Source organism: Brevundimonas sp. (genome assembly GCF_965279155.1).
Taxonomy (GTDB): Bacteria; Pseudomonadota; Alphaproteobacteria; order Caulobacterales; family Caulobacteraceae; genus Brevundimonas.
Genome location: NZ_OZ257138.1, coordinates 2624780 through 2643372, shown reverse-complemented (window position 1 = coordinate 2643372; position 18593 = coordinate 2624780). Strand labels below are relative to the sequence as shown.

The following is an 18593-nucleotide window of genomic DNA, read 5'->3' as shown; positions in this document are numbered from 1 at the left end:
CCCGACGTCGGCAGACCTCAACCGTTTGAGGCCGCCATGAACATCCAAGTCACGCCCCCCGCCCTGCCCGAAGAGCCCAATGTCGAGCTGGCGCTCAAGGACGCGCGCGACGCGGTCATGCGCGAGACCGGAACCATCCCCACCGGCGAACGGGCGGGCAGCCGCAAGGTCTATGTCGGCGGCGAACTCTATCCCGACATCCGCGTCCCCTTCCGCGAGGTCGCCGTCCACCCCTCGGCCAACGAGCCGCCGGTCACCATATACGACAGCTCCGGCCCCTACACCGACCCGACCGTCACCATCGACATCAAGAAGGGCCTGCCCCTGGTCAAGTCCAGCTGGCAGTTGGATCGCGGCGACATCGCCCCCGTCCTGAACCCGCGCGAGGTCAAGCCCGAGGACAACGGCCACGCCAGCGGCAAGAACCTGGCCCCCCGTTTCGACGTCTCGAACCACAAGGTGTTCAAGGGCGTCGAGGGCCGCCCCGTCACCCAGTACGAATACGCCCAGGCCGGCATCATCACGCCCGAGATGGAATATGTCGCCATCCGCGAGAACCTGCGCCGCGAGCAGTCCGCCCCCTGCATCCGCGACGGCGAGGACTTCGGCGCCGCCATCCCCGATTTCGTGACGCCGGAGTTCGTGCGTCAGGAGATCGCCCGCGGCCGGGCCATCATCCCGCACAACATCAACCACCCCGAGGTCGAGCCGATGATCATCGGCCGCAACTTCCTGGTGAAGATCAACGCCAACATCGGCAACAGCGCGGTCCTGTCCTCGGTGGACGACGAGGTCGACAAACTGGTCTGGGCCACCCGCTGGGGCGCCGACAACGTCATGGACCTGTCGACCGGCCGCAACATCCACAACATCCGCGACTGGATCATCCGCAACTCGTCCGTCCCCATCGGCACCGTGCCCATCTATCAGGCGCTGGAGAAGGTGAACGGCGTCGCCGAGGACCTGACGTGGGAGGTGTTCCGCGACACCCTGATCGAACAGGCGGAACAGGGCGTGGACTATTTCACCATCCACGCGGGCGTGCGCCTGCCCTTCGTGCCGATGACGGCGAAACGCGTCACCGGCATCGTCTCGCGCGGCGGCTCCATCATGGCCAAATGGTGCCTGTCCCACCACAAGGAGAGCTTCCTCTACGAGCATTTCGAGGACATCTGCGACATCATGCGCGCCTATGACGTCAGCTTCAGCCTGGGCGACGGCCTGCGCCCCGGCTCCATCGCCGACGCCAATGACGAGGCCCAGTTCGCCGAGCTTCGCACCCTGGGCGAACTGACCAGGATCGCCTGGGCCAAGGGCTGCCAGGTCATGATCGAGGGCCCCGGCCACGTGCCGATGCACAAGATCAAGGCCAATATGGATGAGCAGCTGAAACACTGCCACGAGGCGCCCTTCTATACGCTTGGCCCGCTGACCACCGACATCGCCCCCGGCTATGACCACATCACATCGGCCATCGGCGCGGCCATGATCGGCTGGTTCGGCACGGCCATGCTCTGCTACGTCACGCCCAAGGAGCATCTGGGCCTGCCCGACCGTCAGGACGTCAAGGACGGCGTCATCACCTACAAGATCGCCGCCCACGCCGCCGACCTGGCCAAGGGCCACCCCGCCGCCCGCCTGCACGACGACGCCCTGTCGCGCGCCCGGTTCGAGTTCCGCTGGGAGGACCAGTTCAACCTCGGCCTCGACCCCGAAACCGCCCGCAAATACCACGACGCCACCCTGCCCAAGGAAGCCCACAAGACCGCCCACTTCTGCTCCATGTGCGGCCCCAAGTTCTGCAGCATGAAGATCAGCCAGGACATCCGCCGCGATGCCCAGGCGCAGAATGATGCGGGCGGTTCGCTGGCGGAGGCCGAGGCCGGCATGGCGGAGATGAGCGCGAAGTTCAGGGCGGGCGGCGGGGTGGTGGAGGTGAAGGTGTGAGGTTAGACCTTATCGATCCCGAAGGTTTCCGGTGAAATTTCGCTCAGCAACGAGCTGAGCCGATTAGCCTCCCGGTTCGCGTCCAAGAAGTCCGCATATCTTCCCAAAGCGGTTTCGAGCAGCTCGTCAAAGGTAGTGACTCGGGCGTTAAGCTTAGCTAAATTCTGCTCCTCCATCGACCTGAGCTCCTCATCTTCCCAATCGATCGGTAGAGATCCAAGAACAACAACAAATTCGGCAGGAACCTCTATCTTCTTCAGTTTCAAAACCTTTTTCGTGGCTCTCCAATATTTTTGGACTTGCGTATATAGTTCGGCAGAACGGATTTTTACTTCTGGTCGTTTAAGTTCGATAATGGCCCATTGACCCGATGATGGAATGACCAAAACATCAAGGCGCGCATCCTGCTCTTCCTTGGTAAGGAGTTTATCTGCCTCATCGATAAGTAGAGTTTTAAACGCCTTTTCGGTTTGAACCTTGACTGCTGATCTTTCCCAAGTCGGGTCGAGCAGCCAAGGATAGTCCGAAAGATAGTCCCTAATGACATGCTCCTTGACGTTTATAGATACCTTCTCCTCAAGAGTCCTAATAACGCCAACACGCTCGGTTACTATTTGGTGATATAGCGTCGCTTCGTATTCATCTACAGTGCGAAGCAATTGCTTAAATTTACCGCCGTTATCGTCGGTTATATCTTTTAATATGTTAAGCTCGCGACGATGCCTAAGAACCTCAAATGAAACTACGCCTTGCGCATACATGTGTCGGCGCTCACCTTCGTCGTGAACCAGTGCGGCTATATGCCCAAGAAATGCCTTCGCGCTGGACTGGTCATCGCCTTTGAGTGTTGCGAGCCAAGCCTTGATGGCGGGTAGTTCTGAAGCTTCCTCGGTGCCTTTCTTGTTCCTTAGCGTAGTCCACTCGTTCTTGATTGTTCGGAGTGATTTCCGGACAAATTTCAGAAGCGCTCGAAATCGCTCGTCATCCTCGACAATCGACTGCCTGCTGGATGTCGCAATGTCTTCGAGTTTATCGTCATCGAGAAAATCAGCCTCGATCTCGCCAAACACATATCGGCCGTACACGCCTCCCTCTCCAAAACTAGGCAGTATGTCCTCATCGGCGACCTTACCTCTCATAGTCACCGTGAGCATGTTCAGGCTGCCACCGTCGTCATCCCGCAAATCTTCTGTCGATTTCGCTGTTGCAATCCAACCTCTGATTTGATTTCCGTCCTCAAGAATGCCTTCACTCGAAACTTGATGCTCAAGATTGTTACATTCAGACAGGATGCGGGTTCTATAATCTTGGTCTCCAAAAACCCATATGTACTGTACCTTGTGGAAGTAATCTCTATCAGCAACGCTTATCGGTTTCCCATCGAGTACAATATCGAAACCCTTTTCGGCACCTATCACGCTAAAGCGGCGCGCCAAGCGCCGACGCAACGCTTTGGGTGTGAGGTGCGTTTTTTTGCGAAGGCCGCTTAGAGTGAGACGCGTTCCGCGTTCGAAGTTGATCGTATCGATCGTCTGAGGCGCGGGCTCATAAGCCGAGTTTCGAACCGAAATCGCTGCCTCGATTTCCTGACGATCCATCAGTAGGGCGTCACGAGAGCCGTCGACTGACGTCTCCACCAGGATTTGATCTGCTATTGAAAAGAGGGATAGCTTGCCGATGCCTTTTCGTCCCATCGGCCTGCGGCCATGTTTTGGGGTTACCGCAGGCATGTGTTTTCTTCGCTCGAACCCGACCGTCAGATACCTGTCATTGACCTGATCTCGGGTCATGCCTGATCCGTCGTCGCGGATCACGATTTTATCGGACGAAATATCGACCCACACATGTTCCGCATCGGCGTCCCATGCGTTTGCCACAACCTCAGACAGGACCGCAGCGGTGTTGCTGTAAAGGTTGAATCCTAGGTGACGCAGGACATTGAGGTCGAGCGTCATTTTATACGGTGCAGTCATAGCCCCTCCAGTTACGCAACCTTCGCACGTGTGCAGGTGGGACGGAAGGCGCGCCCCACACCTGAAGCTTGCGGGCTAGATCAAATCTGGGCGGCCATTCCCCGCAACGGCTCTTCAAATACCCCCGCCGGCTCGCTCGACCCAAGTGACAGGCCAACCCCTCGCGGCTAGATTGCGCGAATGCCCACCCTCGTCCTCCTCGCCGGACCGAACGGCGCCGGCAAGACCACCTTCATCAACCGCTTCCTGCGTCAGCGGGCGGAGGCGTTTCGGTTCGTGAACCCGGACGAGGTGGCGCGTGGTCTGACGGGCGAAGGCGCGGCGCGCGATCTGGCGGCGGGGCGGCTGGTGCTGGAGCGGCTGGACGCCCTGTTCGTCGAGCGGGCCGACGTGGTGCTGGAGACGACCCTGGCCACCCGCTCCCATGCTCCGCGCATCCGCCGGTTCAAGGCCGCCGGATACCGGGTCGAACTGATCTATCTGCGCCCGCCCTCGGCGGACTTCTCCGTCGACCGCGTGGCGCGCCGCGTGGCCCAGGGCGGTCACGGTATACCGGAGGACACGCTGCGCCGCCGGTTCGCGCTCAGCCTCGACTATCAGGAGACGGCCTACAAACCGCTGGTGGACTCGTGGGAGGTCTATGCGAGTAGCGACGAGGAGACCGAACGGCTGGATTCGGGGTCCGAAATGAACACGATCTTCGACCGCGAAACCACGCTCAAGGCCCTGCGCGACGCCGCCCGGATCGCCAAGACGGGCACGCGCGAGGAGAAGTCCGGCAAGTTCCTGCCGCCGCCCGGCTGGAAGGGGCATCTGGTCACCGCCGCCGACGCTCCGGCTGCGCCCCGCAAGAAGCGGGCCTAGGCTTCCCTCTCCCGTTGGGAGAGGGCTTGAGCGTCCGAGAGCGAAGCGATTGGAAACGCGAAAGGGTGAGGGTCGGACCTCGCCCCATACGCACAACCCTCACCCTTTCGGCTAACGCATCGCTGCGCTCTGCGAGCCTCAAGCCCTCTCCCAACGGGAGAGGGACCGATGCACAGCTAGCGCCTCTTCCTATACACGACGTCCCCTCCCGGCCCGTTGAAATCCCTCGGCTTTCGGGAAATCGACGGCCTCTACCCTATCACGGTTCGGGACGGCCTTAGACTGGGGGCGCGTCCTGGGATCGGGCGTGGGCGACAGCCGGGGGACGGGATGCACGACGATCAGGCCTATGACGACGGCGAGGGCGGCGGGTTCGATGGGCCGCGAGACCCGCTTTACGATGCGGCCACGCAGCAGGGGCTGGATCAGATCCGCGTCCTGCGCGCGGCGGGTCTGGAACAGGCGTATCGCGACGCGCTTCACCTGGACTGCTCGGCCGAGGCCGAGGTGCGGTTCTGGCGCACGCACGGCCTGCCGATGCATCTGTTGCGCCCGCCGGCCCTCGCCGCCTGCGACGCCGTCGCGCGCGACGCCGACCGGGGCCGGAATCGCGGCTATCGCCGCCTGTCGAAAGAGGCCTGGCAGGCGGCGGGCGAGGCCTATCTGGAGGGCGCCACGGCCGAGGAGGTCAGCGCCCGTTACGGCATGGGGGTCAGCACCTTCCGCGCCCGCGCCAGGGACGAAGGCTGGCGGCGCGAGGACCAGGACGATCCCTCTCCCCTGCCTATGGATGAACCGATCGACCTGCCGTTCGAGACGGCGCAGGGCCTGCCCGACTTTGCAGAGATGGCGGCCCACGCCCTGGTGCGGATGGGTCGGGCGGTCCAGGCCGGGCGCGCGATGGAGGCGGCGCGGTGGGTGCGGCTGCACGCCGATCTGACCCGCCTGGCGCGCGAGGCGGAGCCGCCTGCTCTCCCACCCGCGCCGAAGCCCGAGCCCAAACCGAAAGAACCCGACATGGCCGAACGCGCCACGGCCGTCGCGCGAGAGATCGGCGTCATCGCCCTGGAGGCCGCCGCCCTGACCCCCGGCGACTACGCCGGCCGCGACGCCCTGATGGCGCGAGTTGACGCGCTCGACGACCTGAAACCGCCCCCGATTTCAGACGAATTGCACAGTTCAGACGGTGTTTTTGCAGAGGGAGAGTCTGAAACCGACCCGCCGTGACATCCTCACCTCCCCCTTCGCGAAGGCGAATGGGGAGGACAGGTCGCGCCAGCGACCAGGAGGGGGCGACTCGGTCGTCGGGATGACCCGTATTTCCGTCGCACACCCGGTCGCCCCCTCCTGGCGGCGCACGCGCCGCCTGTCCTCCCCATCGGCCTGCGCCGATGGGGAGGTGAAGCTCACACCTCCGACGCCATCTTCCTCAGCGCCTCTTCGAACACCGACGCCGGCTGGCCGCCGCTGATCAGATACTTGCCCTCCACCACCACGGCGGGGACCGAGGTGATCCCGCGCGACCGCCACAGATCCTCCGACGCTCGCACGGCCTGGGCGTAGCGGCCCGAGGCCAGCACCTCGCCCGCCTCGGCCCGGTCCAGCCCGGCGGCCTGCGCGGCCGTGGTCAGGACGCCGGCGTCGGTCAGGTTGCGGTTGTCGGTGAAGTGGGCGGTGAACAGCGCCTGTTTCAGCGCCTTCTGCTTGTCCGGCGCCGTCTCGTGCGCCCAGTGCAGCAGGCGGTGGGCGTCGAAGGTGTTCCAGATGCGGCTGTCGTCGGTCATCCGCATGTCGAAGCCGACCTCGCCCGCCCGCTCGCGGATCATGGCGCGGTTGGCGGCGGACTGCTCAGGGCTCGCGCCGTATTTGCGGCCGATATGCTCGACGATGTTTTCGCCCTCGGGCGCGATCTGGGGGTTCAGCTCGAACGGCTGAAACGCGATGTCGGCGGCGATCCCCTCGCTCTTGAGGGCGTCCAGCGCCGTCTCCAGCCCGCCTAAGCCCACGACGCACCAGGGGCAGACCACGTCGGAAACGAAGTCGATCTTCAGGGTCTTGGTCATGGCGAGGGCCTTCTGGAACAGCAAGTGTTGCTGGAATATAGGGAGGCCAAGCCCGACGCCAAGCCTCAGCCGATCTTCAGATCGCGCGGCGGCCGGATCCTGCGCCAGCGCGCCTCCATGAAGGCGAAGGCGCCGAAGGCCATCAGCCCCGCCGCCGTCAGCCCCAGGATCCACGACCCGCCCGGCTGGGCCTCCAGCGCGTCCAGCGCCGCCGCCGTCGTCGTCACCTCGCCCGAGCGCGCATGCAGCCCCGCCAGCACCACGAACACCCCCAGCGGCAGATAGGCGAACCCCCGCGCCCCATAGCCCGCCCGCGCCAGCGCCGTCGCCGTCCCGCAGAAGGCCTTGGGACAGGCCAGGGCGTCGTCGAAGTCGTCCCGGAACGCCCGCACGATATTGCCGACGCCGACGCCCAGCACCACCAGCCCCGCCGCGATCAGCAGCGCCTCTCCGAACGGCAGGCCCAGCAGAACGGCCGCCTTCTCCTGATTCTCGGCGACGCTCTCCGCCTGGGCGGAGGATGCGCTGGTCGCCTCGCCGAACTCGTCCAGATACTCGAACACCCCCGACGCCAGCACGCCGTAGAACAGGCCGCTGGCCGCCTGGCCCGCCCGCGTCAGCCAGCCCTTCAGGTCCGTCCCCTCATGGTCGGCGTCGAACACCGCCTGCAGCACCCGCCAGCCGACAAAGGCCCACAGGCCCAGCCCCAGCAGCACCAGCCACACCTTGCCAAAGGGCTGGGTCGCCAGCCAGCCCGCCGCCCCGCTGGTCCCCACGGCCTCGCCGATCCGGTCGGTCGCCGCCAGCAGGGTCAGCGCCCCGGCCGACAGATAGACGAAGCCCCGCGCGCCGTATCCGACCCGCGCCGCCCACTCGACCAGCGTCGCCAGCGGCGGCAGGCGCCGCAGGACAGGGACGCGTCTGAGAAGGGTCTTGGCGGCGGTCATCGCATCCCCGGCGGCGAGAAGCTCCCTAACGCCGCTCGCACAGCAAAGGCTCCCGAACCTGCGCTGTGTCGACATCCGACAGACAGGCCCGCAACCCCAAGGCTAAGGTTCGCCGTCTGGGAGCCGTTCGCTTGCGCATCTACGAGTTTCATTTCTTCGACGAGGCCGACCGCCGCCCCCTGCTCGACTTCTTCGACGGGGCCGACGACGACATCGCTGTGGCGGCGGCCCGCAAGCGCCTGGCCGACCACGCCTCCTGCATCGGGGTCGAGGTTCATCACGCCGAGCGTCTGGTGGCCCGGCTGGAGCGCCCCTCAGCCGACGCCGGCTGATCGGTTTCGTACATATCGCGGTAAAATCAGGGCTTTTCCCCAGAAACCGAAGCTGCATACAGCTACGCTGTGTCGAGTTTCGACAGACGCGCGAAGCAGATCGCCTTATGCGCGAACTCATGCGCAGCCTCCCGCCGGGCAACCGGTTGATCCACGACCTGAATCCCGAAGACCGCGACGCCCTGCTGGCGATCGCCGTCCCCGTCGAATTCGCCCTGGGGCATGTGTTCAACGAACCGGACGACGCCATCGAACACCTGCATTTCATCGACAGCGGCTTCTGCTCGTCGGTGGCGGTGCTGGAGGACGGGCGGACGGTGGAGACGGTCATGATCGGGCGCGAGGGCGTGCTGGGCATCGTCGCCTCGGTCGTGCCACACCACGCCCACACCCGCAGCGTGGCCCAGGTCGCCGGCACGGCGCGGCGGGTGGACGCCGCCCGTTTCCGAGCGCTGTCGGCCCAGCGGCCGGGCGTGCGCGACGCCGTCGGCGACTATATGGCCCGGCTTCAGGGCGAACTGGAGCAGTTGACCGCCTGCAACGCCCTGCACCACGCGGGCCAGCGGTTCGCCAAATGGCTGCTGCGCTGTCACGACCGGGTCGAGGGCGACACCCTGAACCTGACGCAGGAATATCTGGCCTCAATGCTGGGTTCGCAGCGAACCACGGTGAACGAGGCGGCGCAGGGGCTTCAGAAGGCGGGGGCCATCGCCTATTCGCGCGGCCGGATCACGGTGCTGGATCGCGCGGCGCTCGAACGGGCCGCCTGCGAATGCTACCGCCGGGGCGGCGACCCGCTCTAGTCCGCCTGGGCGGCGGGCAGTTCCAGCACGGCCTTCAGCCCGCCCATGTCGCTGTCCGCCAGGTTCAGCCGCCCGCCGTAGGCGCGGGTCAGGTCGTCCACGATCGACAGGCCCAGGCCCGAGCCCGGCGCGCTCTCGTCCAGCCGCGCGCCGCGCTGCATGACCGTGTCGCGCTGATCCGCCGGCAGGCCCGGCCCGTCGTCCTCGACCACCAGGATCATCTGGCCCAGGCCGCTGCCGCCCGCCGAGACGCGCACGCGGCGCTTGGAGAATTTGGCGGCGTTCTCGATCAGATTGCCCAGGATTTCCTGCAGGTCCTGACGCTCGCCCAGGAAGGACAGGCTGTCGGGCGCGCGCCAGTCGATCTCGACGTTCTTGTCGCGGAACACCTGTTCGATCATGACCGCCAGCTCGTCCAGCACCTCGGCGACGGGCGTGGTCTCGCCCAGGCCGTGGGCGGCGCGGGCGGCGGCGCGGGCGCGGCGCAGGTGGTGATCGACCTGGCCCTGCATGACCTTGGTCTGGCGCCGCACCAGTTCGGGCAGGTCGCCCGGGGTAGTCCCGGCCTCGGCCAGCATGACCGAGATCGGCGTCTTCAACGCATGGGCCAGGTTGCCCACGTGGGTGCGCTGACGCTCCACCACCTCCTGGTTATGATCCAGCAGACGGTTGACCTGTTCGGCCAGGGGCTGGATTTCCAGGGGATAGGATCGCCCGATCCGGGCCGACTTGCCCTTGCGCACGTCGGCGATCTCGTCGCGCAGGTCGAACAGGGGACGCAGGCCGATCCGCACCTGGATGAAGACCGCCGACACCAGGCCCAGGCCCAGGATCAGCATCGCGGTCCAGGTCACGCGGGCGAACTGGCGCGTATCCGTATCGACCTCGGACCGGTCGATGGCGGCGATGAAGATGACCGGATGTTCGTGCCGGGGAATGGACTTCATGCTGGCCGCGACGCGCAGGGGCTCGCGCGTCACGTCGTCGTCCTTGGGACCGGTGGTGTTGAAGGTGATCACGTCCCCGAACGCCGCATCCAGCCGGTCGGGCAGATCGGCCGGCAGGGTCAGGTCATAGCTCCACAGCGAGTTGGAGCGGGCCAGGCTGACCAGCCGCCCATCGGGCCGCACCTCCATGATCTGCCAGTATTTGCCCGACAGCAGCCGCAGGGTGCGGGCGTCCTGAATCTGGGGCACGACCTCGCCGGGCGGCGTGCGGCTGGCGGCGACCACGATCTCTTCCGTGGTCTCGTTCAGCATGGTGCCCAGGCGGCGCAGCGCCGATTCCTGGAAGGCCTGGGTCAGGACCAGGGCGGCGATCACCAGGGCGACCAGAATCCAGGCCGAGGCCAGCCAGATCAGCCGTCGGGTCAGCGAGCGGCCGGGCCGCCCGAACCAGCGTCCCCAATCCTTTCGGCTCGAAACCGCCTGCCCGGTCACGCCGCTTCGGATTCGCCCGCCAGAGGCGTCAGCCGGTATCCCAAGCCGCGCACGGTCTCGATGCGGTCGGAGCCGACCTTCTTGCGCACCCGCCCGATGAAGACCTCGATGGTGTTGGAATCCCGGTCGAAGTCCTGATCGTACAGGTGCTCGACCAGCTCCGTGCGGCTGATGACCCGGCCCTGGTGCATCATCATGTAATGCAGCAGCCGGTATTCCAGCGAGGTCAGGCGCAGGGGTTCGCCGTTGACACTGGCCCGCGCCGCGCGCGGATCCAGCCGCAGGCCGCCACAGGCCAGGGTCGCAGAGGCGATGCCGGCCGAGCGGCGCAGCAGGGCCCGCAGGCGCGCCAGCAGCTCCTCGGTATGGAAGGGCTTGGTCAGATAGTCGTCGGCGCCGGCGTCGAAGCCCGCCACCTTGTCCGACCACGAGCCGCGCGCCGTCAGGATCAGGACCGGCGTCGCCTTGCCCTCGCGCCGCCAGCGCTCCAGCACCGACACCCCGTCGATCTTGGGCAGGCCCAGGTCCAGGACGATGACGTCATAGGGTTCGTTCTCGCCCAGATAATGGGCTTCCTCGCCGTCCGGGGCGTGGTCCACGGCATAGCCCGCGTCGCCCAGCGCCGCCTTCAGCTGACGCGACAGGTCCGCGTCGTCCTCGACCAGAAGCACGCGCATCAGTTGGGCCTGCGACGTTGATTGTTGTTGTCGGGGCGTGCCTGCCCGGTCTGGCCATCGACCACGACCTCGCGCACGCGGCCGTCGCGTTCGACCAGGACGGAGTAATTGCCATCGCGGCGCGGTTGGGTGTCGATGGGTCGGCCGCCGCCGGCCTCGCCGCCGCGACGACGCGCCTCGTCAGGGCTGACGCGCGGGCCGCGATCCTGCGAGCGTGGATCAGGGTCGCGCGACTGGGCGACCGCCTGCGTCGTCATGACGGGAGCGAACGCCAGGGCCATGGCCAAAGCCAAGGCGGGCGGGGCGACGATGAGGCTGGCGGGTTTACGGGACATGGCGACCGATCTAGGCCCAATCATCTGAACGGGCGCTGAATACGTCGTATAGTTTAAAGCGACCTTCGCGCCAAACCGACGAACGCCGATCCTGTCGTCCTTGTCATGCCGATGAACCGAACCTGATCGTCGCTGTTCAGAACCGGCTCAGTCGCCGGGTGGTCAACTGTCCTCATCGCTGGTCACCCCGACCCGCAGAACATTTGAGGAGATCGCCATGCGCAAGCTCATCGTCCCCGCCCTGGTCCTGGCCGCCGCCTCGGTCGCCGCACCGTCCATGGCCCAGTCCTATCACCGCCCGGCCCCGCCGCATCACGGCGCCCAGCACGCCGGCTATGGCGCGTGGCAGTCGATCAACGCCCGCCAGGCCAACCTTGACCGCCGCATCGACCAGGGCGTCCGTAACGGCCAGCTCGGCCGCCGCGAAGCCACACGCCTGCGCGGCGAGTTCAACAGCCTGCTGCGCCTGGAGGCCAACTACCGCCGTGGCGGCCTGACCGCCTGGGAGCGCCAGGATCTGGACCGCCGCTTCGACCGCCTGTCGGCCCAGATCCGCAACGAGCGCAACGATCGCGACCACCGTCGCGGCTGAGGTCCCGTCCCGTTGACGCCCTGAGGGCGCGGCCGAAAAGTCGCGCCCTTTTGCGTTCACGCGGCGCCTGTCACGCCGCTGTTGAGGAAGCGTGGTTCACGGTCGTTGTCTGAAGGACGCGCGATTTCCAGCGGCGTCCTCCCCGGAGATCGATCATGAGCGCTCTTGTCATCGCCCTGCTTCTGGGCGCGTCGTCCTGCGAGCCGGCCGCCGCCGATGTGGGTGCAGCGGGCGGGGACGCCTGTGCGCGGGTCTGGATGGATCGGTCGTTGCGGATGAACGACATCGCCTCGGTCGGCACCCACAACAGCTACAAACTGGCCATTCCCGAGGCGGAACTGGCGGCGATGACGGCGGCCGATCCGCGCGCGACGGGGCTGGACTATGCACATCGTCCGTTGACGGAACAACTGGACGCCGGCGCGCGTCAGCTGGAGATCGACGTGCTGAACGACCCCAAAGGCGGACGTTATACGCGCCCGGCCTCGGCACTGGGTCGAGCAGGCCAGGGCGCGCCGACAAGCGCAGGCTTCCAGGACGCCATGGCGCGGCCGGGTATGAAGGTGCTGCATATGCCCGACGTGGATTTCCGCAGTTCCTGCCTGACCTTCGTCGCCTGTCTGACCCAGGTTCGCGACTGGTCGGCCGCCCATCCCGATCACGCGCCGATCCTGATCATGCTGAACGCCAAGACAGGTGGGGCCTCCATGCCGGGCGGCGCAGCGCCCATGGACTTCGACGCGGCGGCCTGGGACGCGCTGGACGCCGAGATCCGCGCGGTGTTCGACGCCGATCGCCTGATCACGCCGGACCAGGTGCGCGGCGACCACGCCACCCTGCGCGAGGGCGTGCTGGCGGGCGGCTGGCCGACGGTGGGCGAGGCGCGCGGCAAGGTCTTCTTCGCCCTGGACGAAAGCCCCGAGAAGGTCGCGGCCTATTCGGCCGGACGACCGTCGCTGCAGGGCCGGGCTATGTTCGTGAACACTGACGAGGCGAGCCCCGCCGCCGCCTATCTGACCCTGAACGATCCAGTGGCCCAGCAGGATCGCATCCGCGCGGCCGTGCGCCAGGGCTTCATCGTGCGCACCCGCGCCGACGCCGACACGGTCGAGGCCAGGACCGCCGACGTGGCGCGCCGCACCGCCGCCTTCGCCAGCGGGGCGCAATATGTCTCGACCGACTACTATTGGGCCGATCCGCGCTTTGCGACCTATGAGGTGCGTCTGCCGGGCGCCCAGGCGGCGGCGTGCAATCCCGTGCGCGCGGCGGCGCGGTGCGACGGACTGGCGGTCGAGATGATCCCGGGGGCGCCGATGCGCGGCTATCTGGCGCCGGCGGACCGACCGGACCTGACGACGGTGCTGGCCCCGCCGCCCGAGTCGGGCTCGCCCCGCGACATCGCCAACGCCGGGGTGTTCCGCGAGACCCGCGCGCTTCAGGGCACGGCGCGCTGGGACGTGGCGACCGCCGATGTCTCGGGCGACAAATACGACCATTTCGCCCAGGCGCTGGGCGTGCGCCTGACGCCGGAACAGGCGCCGGTGCTGACGGCCCTGCTGGACCGGTCCGGCAACGACCGGTCGGTGGTCGGCGTGGCCAAGGAATACTGGGGAACCAAGCGCCCCTACATCGGCACGGACTTACCGATCTGCGAGGCCAAGAGCGATCACCTGGCGGGTAATCCCGACTATCCGTCGGGCCATTCGGCGCACGGCATGCACATCGCCATGATCCTGGCCGAACTGGCGCCTCAGAGGGCCGACGCCCTGTATGCGCGCGGTCGCGAGTTCGCCGAAAGCCGCTTCGTCTGCGGCTCGCACAGCTACAGCGCCGCCGAGGCCGGCATCCTGTCGGGCGCGGTCATCTATGGCGCCGAACAGCGCTCGGAGACTTTCCGCCGCGACATGGAGGCGGCGCGCGCCGAGGTGCAGGCGGCGCTCGCCAAGGCCCGTCTTGAGCCGGTTGCGGGGTCGAACGCGACAGCGCCGTGAACATTGGATGAAATCGGCTGTCACACGCTGAGGGGCGGGGTGACGCCGTCGTTGAGGGCGGTAGATCGGCCGGCGTGACGCCATGGGCCGGTCGACGTGTTTCGCGGGTGAAACGCGTCAAGCTCTCTGGGGGTAGTCCAAATGAAGAACCGAATTCTCGGCACGACGGCGCTGGTCGTCGCGGCCGTCTCGCCGTTCGCCGCCTTCGCGCAAACGGCCGATCAAGTCTCGACCCAGGCCCCGGCTCAGGCGGATGTGTCCCAGGTCGACGAGATCATCGTCACCGGCAGCTATCGCCGGAGCCTGGAAGAGGCCGTCGACATCAAGCGCAAGACGGTCGGCTTCTCCGATTCGATCGTGGCGACCGACGTGGCCAACTTCCCCGAACAGAACCTGGCGGAGGCGTTGCAGCGCATCCCCGGCGTGACCATCGAACGCAACAGGGGCCTGGGCCAGCGCGTCTCGGTGCGCGGCCTGCCCAGCGACTTCACCTTCGTCTCCATCAACGGCCTGGCGACCGCCTCGGGCAGCGGCGGCCGCGATGTCGAGTTCGACATCTTCGCCTCCGAAATCATCCAGCAGGTCACGGTCCAGAAGTCCCCGCGCGCGGCGGACGAGGAAGGCGGCATCGCCGGTTCGGTCAACATCTCGACCGCGCGTCCGTTCGACTACGAGGGGCGTCGCGTCGTGGCGGCGGCCGAGGGCGCCTACAATTCCATCTCGGAAAAGACCGATCCGAAACTGTCGTTCCTGGCCAGCGACACCTGGGGCGACTGGGGCGCGCTGGTGTCCTTCTCGACCGCACGCCGGACCAACCGCACGGACTCGGAATCGGGCATCAACTTCCGTCCCCTGACGCGTTTCCTCAGCGCCAGCGGCACGCGAGGCACCCAGGCTCAGGCCGTCCTGGCGCGCGACGCGGGCGTCATCGTCCAGAACCGCGCCAACGCAGCCGAGACCGACCGGATCATCTTCCAGGACAAGGTCGGCGACCGCGCCTATCTGAACACCCAGGACCAGTGGGGCGGCTCTCTTTCGCTGCAATACCGGCCCTCGGCCAACTTCAGCCTGGCGTTCGACGCCCTGATCGGCCGCTACGAGACCACCGAAGACCAGTATGATGCGGCCGCCTATTCGGCCTCCAGCCGTTCGACGCTTGAGACCATCCACGATTACGACAAGACCACTTTAGCCGACTACGGCATGGTCGTTCTGCGCGACGTCTCCTACACCGCCACCCAGCACGAGATGCTCAGCAAGGAGCAGATCAACGAGACCGACTATCGCCAGTTCGGGACCGAGCTGAACTGGAGCGGCGACAGCTGGAAGCTGCACGCCCTGGCCGGCTATTCCGGCGCCGAAAAAACGCTGGACTACGCCAATCTGAAGCACGTCGCCTATGCGCCGTCGCGGACGCGCTGGACCGCCGACGGCGGCGAGACGATCAAGAGCGCCAACCCCGCCTCGATCGACATGTACAACTCGCCTCAGAGCTATCTGTTCGAAGCCTATGAGACGACGCTGGAACAGATCACCGACGACAAATACGCCGCCCAGATCGACTTCACCAAATACCTGGGCCTGGATTTCTTCCCGGCCCTGACCAGCGTTCAGTTCGGCGCGCGCTATACCGACAAGTCCAAGGAGCGGCAGTACGGCGCCCTGAACATCCAGGGGACCGGGCCGGGTCGCGTCGACTATCTGAACCGTCCGATGTCGCAAAGCGAACTGACGCCGATCGGCGACCTGGTTCCCGGCGGCGCCTTCAGCATTCGTGATCTGAACTGGAGCCAGGTGTCGAACGACTATGCCCGGCGCACCTTCCGCTACGACGGCTTCTCCACGCCGTTCACGCCTGGCGACTACTACGAAGTGTCGGAAAAGGTCCTGTCGCTCTACGCCATGGCGGACCTGAACTTCGACATCGGTCCCGTGCCCGTCTCGGTCAACGGCGGGGCACGTTATGTCGATACCTCAATCACCTCGTCGGGCTATCACCAGATCCAGAACCCGAACGGCACGACCGGCTTCACACCCGCGCCGATTTCCAGCGACGGCGGCTATGACAAGGTCCTGCCCAGCCTGAACGTCACGGCCGAACTGACCGACAGCCTGGTGTTGCGCGCAGCGGCGTCCGAGACCCTGATCCGTCCGGCCCTGACCGACCTGGCCTACAAGCGCACGGCCAGCTTCAACTCGTTCCGCTTCACCGACGGCAACCCCAACCTGAAGCCCACCTACGCCAAACAGTGGGAAGTAGGGTTGGAGCAATATCTGGGCGACGGCGGTCTGCTGGCGGTCTCGTATTTCTGGAAGGAGATCGAGGGCGTGGTGCGTCAGGCCCTGACGGGCACGGTGCCGAACGTGACCAAATACAACGCCAACGGCACGATCGATGGCGTCTACACCTTCGACGTCTATCAGCCGATCAACGAGGCGGGCTCCTATGAGGTCAGCGGGGTCGAGCTGGTCGCCGTGGTGCCGTTCGGACAGTTCTACGCGCCGCTGGAAGGGTTCGGGATCAACGCCAACTACACCGTTCTGGACAGCTCGCTGACCGGCACGTCGAAGCTGGGCATTCCCACCCCGCCGGTCGGCTTGGCCGACAACACCTACAACGTCACCCTCTTCTACGAGAACGCCCGGTTCCAGGCGCGGGCGTCATACAACTTCAAGGACAAATACGTCGAAGCCATCGGCTACGAGATGTACCCGATCTGGCGCGAGGGTTACGGCCAGGTCGATCTGTCGGCCAGCTACCGGGTGACCGACGCCATCCAGATCAACCTGGAAGGCATCAACGTCACCGACGAGGCGACCAAGGGCTACACGATGGATCCGTCCTTCCCCACGATGTACGAAATGTCGGGACGCCGGATCAATCTGGGCCTGCGGATGGAGTTCTGATCCGTTCGTGGACCTGAACCTCTGCCCTGACTGTCAGGCGAGCGCGTGATCCCCGCGCGTTCGCCTCGCCGTGACGCCTCCTCCTTCTCGGGAGGGGGCGTCTTTGCGCGTGCGGGCGACACCGACATTGAGGCCGAGGTGAACCGCCTGCGGACCGATCTGGTCGCCTATCTGCTGCGCAAGACCCGCGGCGCCGGCGACGCCGAGGACGTGGTTCAGGAAGCCTTCGTGCGCTTCCACCGCGCCGGCCACGACCTGAACAGCGCCGACGCTCGCCCCCTGCTGTTCGTCATTGCCCGCAACATCCAGCTGGACCGCTGGAAGGCCGACGGACGCGAGACCGCCCGACGCAGCGCCCATGACATCCATGATCTGGACAACGGACCGCGCGTGATCGCCAGCGAGACGCCCGACGCCGAGACCGGCCTGATCCGCCGACAGGACCTGGCCGCCGCCGCCGCCGTGATCCGGGCCCTGCCGCCCAAGACCCGCGACGCCTTCCTGCTGCACCGCTTCGAGGCTTTGACCTATCGCCAGATCGCCGGACGGCTGGGCGTATCCGTCAGCATGGTCGAAAAACATATCGCCGAAGCCCTCCGTCAACTGAAGAAATCGCGGGGCGACTGAGGTGTCTCGCCGCTGGATCGTTGTGCTTTTTGAGGCGGGCCGCAAAGGCGACCTGCACCGCGCGTCTAAAAGGAAATCGCCACGCTGATGCTGGAGCGCTTAAACATCCTGATCGCCGCCCGTCCCAGGACGGCCGAGGCGTGGCTGGCCCGCATGGCGCGGCCGGGCGCGGGCGCGCGCGAGCAGGCGGCGCTGCTGGCATGGCTTGAGGCCGATCCCGACCATCTGCGTCGGTATGAACAGGCCAAGGCCGACCAGGCCGCGCTGGAGCCGCTGCGCAGCGCCTTCGCCGGCGATCTGGCGGCCCTGCGTCGCACCGAGCGCAAGTCGACGACGTGCCGTCCCCTGCTGGCGTCGGGTCTCGCCGTGGCGGCCGTCGCCGCCGCCGTCGTTCTGGTCCCGATGTTGAAGGGCGCCGAACAGGGTCGGCTTTACGAGGCCGCACCCGGCCGTATCACCGACATCGCCCTGGACGATGGGTCGCGCGTGACGCTGGACGCCGGGTCCGCCATTCGCGTGAACCTGGGCGAAGACGCGCGCCGTGCGACGCTGGAACGGGGCGCGGCCTATTTCGAGGTGGCCCACAACGCCGCCCGCCCCTTCCAGGTGGCGGTCGGCGATCGTCGAGTGATCGTGACCGGCACGCGCTTCGTCACGGCCCTGACCGACGACGGCGCGCAGATTTCGTTGTTGCAGGGGCGCGTCGCGGTGGGGACGCGCGACGCGAAGGCCAGGGATGCGCTGGACGGCGCCCTGATGCTGTCGCCGGGCGAGCGCGCGGACTTCCAGCCGGGCAAGCCGGGCATCCGCAAGACCGCCGCCGACGTCGAGATGGCGACGTCCTGGCGCAAGCGTCGCCTGGTGTTCCAGGATGCGCCCCTGTCGGCCGTGGTCGCCGCCGTCGCCCGTTACTCGGACCATCCCCTGATCCTTGCCGATCCCGCGCTTGGCCGGACACGCGTGACGGTGATCCTGCCGCTTGAGGGCGAGGATGCGTTGGAGGACCGGATGGCGGCCCTGTTGCCGATCCGCATCGTGCAGGACCGGGACGGTCGCCGGCTGATCCGCGCGGAGTGAGCAGGCCGTATCGCAGACC

The 18593-nt window shown here is 66.4% G+C and carries 16 protein-coding genes; 10 read left to right on the top strand and 6 right to left on the bottom strand.

Annotation, left to right across the window (positions count from 1 at the left end; all coding sequences use genetic code 11):
• Positions 1 to 117: 117 nt before the first annotated feature.
• Positions 118 to 1947, top strand: a complete 1830-nt coding sequence (gene thiC, locus ACQY72_RS12610; protein WP_428156709.1) for a phosphomethylpyrimidine synthase ThiC — start codon at positions 118 to 120, stop codon at positions 1945 to 1947.
• 2 nt (positions 1948 to 1949) lie between these two features.
• Here the strand turns inward: thiC and ACQY72_RS12605 are convergent, their stop codons facing one another.
• On the bottom strand, positions 1950 to 3920 hold the full coding sequence (locus tag ACQY72_RS12605; protein ID WP_428153947.1) for a BbrUII/HgiDII family restriction enzyme: 1971 nt from the start codon (positions 3918 to 3920) through the stop codon (positions 1950 to 1952).
• A 180-nt stretch (positions 3921 to 4100) separates the two neighbouring features.
• On the opposite strand from ACQY72_RS12605, the gene ACQY72_RS12600 reads away from it, so the two are divergent.
• Complete coding sequence (locus ACQY72_RS12600; RefSeq protein ID WP_428153946.1) at positions 4101 to 4784, top strand: AAA family ATPase; 684 nt, start codon at positions 4101 to 4103, stop codon at positions 4782 to 4784.
• 330 nt (positions 4785 to 5114) lie between these two features.
• Positions 5115 to 6011, top strand: coding sequence for a hypothetical protein (locus tag ACQY72_RS12595; protein ID WP_428153944.1), 897 nt, complete (start codon positions 5115 to 5117; stop codon positions 6009 to 6011).
• 179 nt (positions 6012 to 6190) lie between these two features.
• Here the strand turns inward: ACQY72_RS12595 and ACQY72_RS12590 are convergent, their stop codons facing one another.
• Positions 6191 to 6847, bottom strand: a complete 657-nt coding sequence (locus ACQY72_RS12590) for a DsbA family oxidoreductase (protein ID WP_428153943.1) — start codon at positions 6845 to 6847, stop codon at positions 6191 to 6193.
• Between the two features lie 65 nt (positions 6848 to 6912).
• The gene (locus tag ACQY72_RS12585; protein ID WP_428153942.1) at positions 6913 to 7794 is read right to left on the bottom strand and encodes a DUF1206 domain-containing protein; all 882 of its coding nucleotides are present in this window, start codon (positions 7792 to 7794) and stop codon (positions 6913 to 6915) included.
• A gap of 131 nt (positions 7795 to 7925) precedes the next feature.
• On the opposite strand from ACQY72_RS12585, the gene ACQY72_RS12580 reads away from it, so the two are divergent.
• Both ACQY72_RS12580 and ACQY72_RS12575 read left to right on the top strand, forming a co-directional pair.
• A complete protein-coding gene (locus tag ACQY72_RS12580; protein ID WP_428153941.1) occupies positions 7926 to 8126 on the top strand; it encodes a hypothetical protein in 201 nt (66 codons plus the stop codon).
• Positions 8127 to 8233: 107 nt separating this feature from the next.
• Entirely contained in the window at positions 8234 to 8929 is a 696-nt protein-coding gene (locus ACQY72_RS12575) for a Crp/Fnr family transcriptional regulator (protein WP_428153940.1), read from the top strand.
• Here ACQY72_RS12575 and ACQY72_RS12570 read toward each other — a convergent pair.
• From ACQY72_RS12570 to ACQY72_RS12560, 3 genes are read right to left on the bottom strand one after another with little or no spacing between them, the layout of a single operon-like run.
• Positions 8926 to 10368, bottom strand: a complete 1443-nt coding sequence (locus ACQY72_RS12570) for a sensor histidine kinase (protein WP_428153939.1) — start codon at positions 10366 to 10368, stop codon at positions 8926 to 8928. The two genes, ACQY72_RS12575 and ACQY72_RS12570, sit on opposite strands and share 4 nt — an antisense overlap.
• On the bottom strand, positions 10365 to 11045 hold the full coding sequence (locus ACQY72_RS12565; RefSeq protein WP_159846531.1) for a response regulator transcription factor: 681 nt from the start codon (positions 11043 to 11045) through the stop codon (positions 10365 to 10367). Before ACQY72_RS12565 ends, ACQY72_RS12570 begins: the two co-directional genes overlap by 4 nt.
• Positions 11045 to 11380, bottom strand: coding sequence for a hypothetical protein (locus tag ACQY72_RS12560; RefSeq protein ID WP_428153938.1), 336 nt, complete (start codon positions 11378 to 11380; stop codon positions 11045 to 11047). Before ACQY72_RS12560 ends, ACQY72_RS12565 begins: the two co-directional genes overlap by 1 nt.
• 217 nt (positions 11381 to 11597) lie before the next feature.
• Between ACQY72_RS12560 and ACQY72_RS12555 the strand changes: the two genes are divergently transcribed.
• From ACQY72_RS12555 to ACQY72_RS12535, 5 genes are all read left to right on the top strand, one after another.
• The gene (locus ACQY72_RS12555) at positions 11598 to 11972 is read left to right on the top strand and encodes a hypothetical protein (RefSeq protein WP_428153937.1); all 375 of its coding nucleotides are present in this window, start codon (positions 11598 to 11600) and stop codon (positions 11970 to 11972) included.
• 155 nt (positions 11973 to 12127) lie between these two features.
• Complete coding sequence (locus tag ACQY72_RS12550) at positions 12128 to 13963, top strand: Ca2+-dependent phosphoinositide-specific phospholipase C (protein WP_428153935.1); 1836 nt, start codon at positions 12128 to 12130, stop codon at positions 13961 to 13963.
• A gap of 141 nt (positions 13964 to 14104) precedes the next feature.
• Positions 14105 to 16870: a TonB-dependent receptor gene (locus ACQY72_RS12545; protein WP_428153934.1), complete on the top strand. Its 2766-nt coding sequence runs from the start codon at positions 14105 to 14107 to the stop codon at positions 16868 to 16870.
• Positions 16871 to 16915: 45 nt separating this feature from the next.
• Positions 16916 to 17497: an RNA polymerase sigma factor gene (locus ACQY72_RS12540; protein ID WP_428153932.1), complete on the top strand. Its 582-nt coding sequence runs from the start codon at positions 16916 to 16918 to the stop codon at positions 17495 to 17497.
• A gap of 87 nt (positions 17498 to 17584) precedes the next feature.
• Positions 17585 to 18574: a FecR family protein gene (locus ACQY72_RS12535; protein WP_428153930.1), complete on the top strand. Its 990-nt coding sequence runs from the start codon at positions 17585 to 17587 to the stop codon at positions 18572 to 18574.
• Positions 18575 to 18593: the final 19 nt, after the last annotated feature.

Bases quoted from the DNA above. Each gene is read 5' to 3' on its own strand.
- ACQY72_RS12545 (WP_428153934.1), top strand. From the start codon at position 14,105: ATGAAGAACCGAATTCTCGGCACGACGGCGCTGGTCGTCGCGGCCGTC.
- ACQY72_RS12555 (WP_428153937.1), top strand. From the start codon at position 11,598: ATGCGCAAGCTCATCGTCCCCGCCCTGGTCCTGGCCGCCGCCTCGGTC.
- ACQY72_RS12585 (WP_428153942.1), bottom strand. From the start codon at position 7,794: ATGACCGCCGCCAAGACCCTTCTCAGACGCGTCCCTGTCCTGCGGCGC.
- ACQY72_RS12535 (WP_428153930.1), top strand. From the start codon at position 17,585: ATGCTGGAGCGCTTAAACATCCTGATCGCCGCCCGTCCCAGGACGGCC.
- ACQY72_RS12575 (WP_428153940.1), top strand. From the start codon at position 8,234: ATGCGCGAACTCATGCGCAGCCTCCCGCCGGGCAACCGGTTGATCCAC.
- ACQY72_RS12590 (WP_428153943.1), bottom strand. From the start codon at position 6,847: ATGACCAAGACCCTGAAGATCGACTTCGTTTCCGACGTGGTCTGCCCC.
- ACQY72_RS12600 (WP_428153946.1), top strand. From the start codon at position 4,101: ATGCCCACCCTCGTCCTCCTCGCCGGACCGAACGGCGCCGGCAAGACC.
- ACQY72_RS12560 (WP_428153938.1), bottom strand. From the start codon at position 11,380: ATGTCCCGTAAACCCGCCAGCCTCATCGTCGCCCCGCCCGCCTTGGCT.
- ACQY72_RS12595 (WP_428153944.1), top strand. From the start codon at position 5,115: ATGCACGACGATCAGGCCTATGACGACGGCGAGGGCGGCGGGTTCGAT.
- ACQY72_RS12605 (WP_428153947.1), bottom strand. From the start codon at position 3,920: ATGACTGCACCGTATAAAATGACGCTCGACCTCAATGTCCTGCGTCAC.
- thiC (WP_428156709.1), top strand. From the start codon at position 118: ATGCGCGAGACCGGAACCATCCCCACCGGCGAACGGGCGGGCAGCCGC.
- ACQY72_RS12550 (WP_428153935.1), top strand. From the start codon at position 12,128: ATGAGCGCTCTTGTCATCGCCCTGCTTCTGGGCGCGTCGTCCTGCGAG.
- ACQY72_RS12565 (WP_159846531.1), bottom strand. From the start codon at position 11,045: ATGCGCGTGCTTCTGGTCGAGGACGACGCGGACCTGTCGCGTCAGCTG.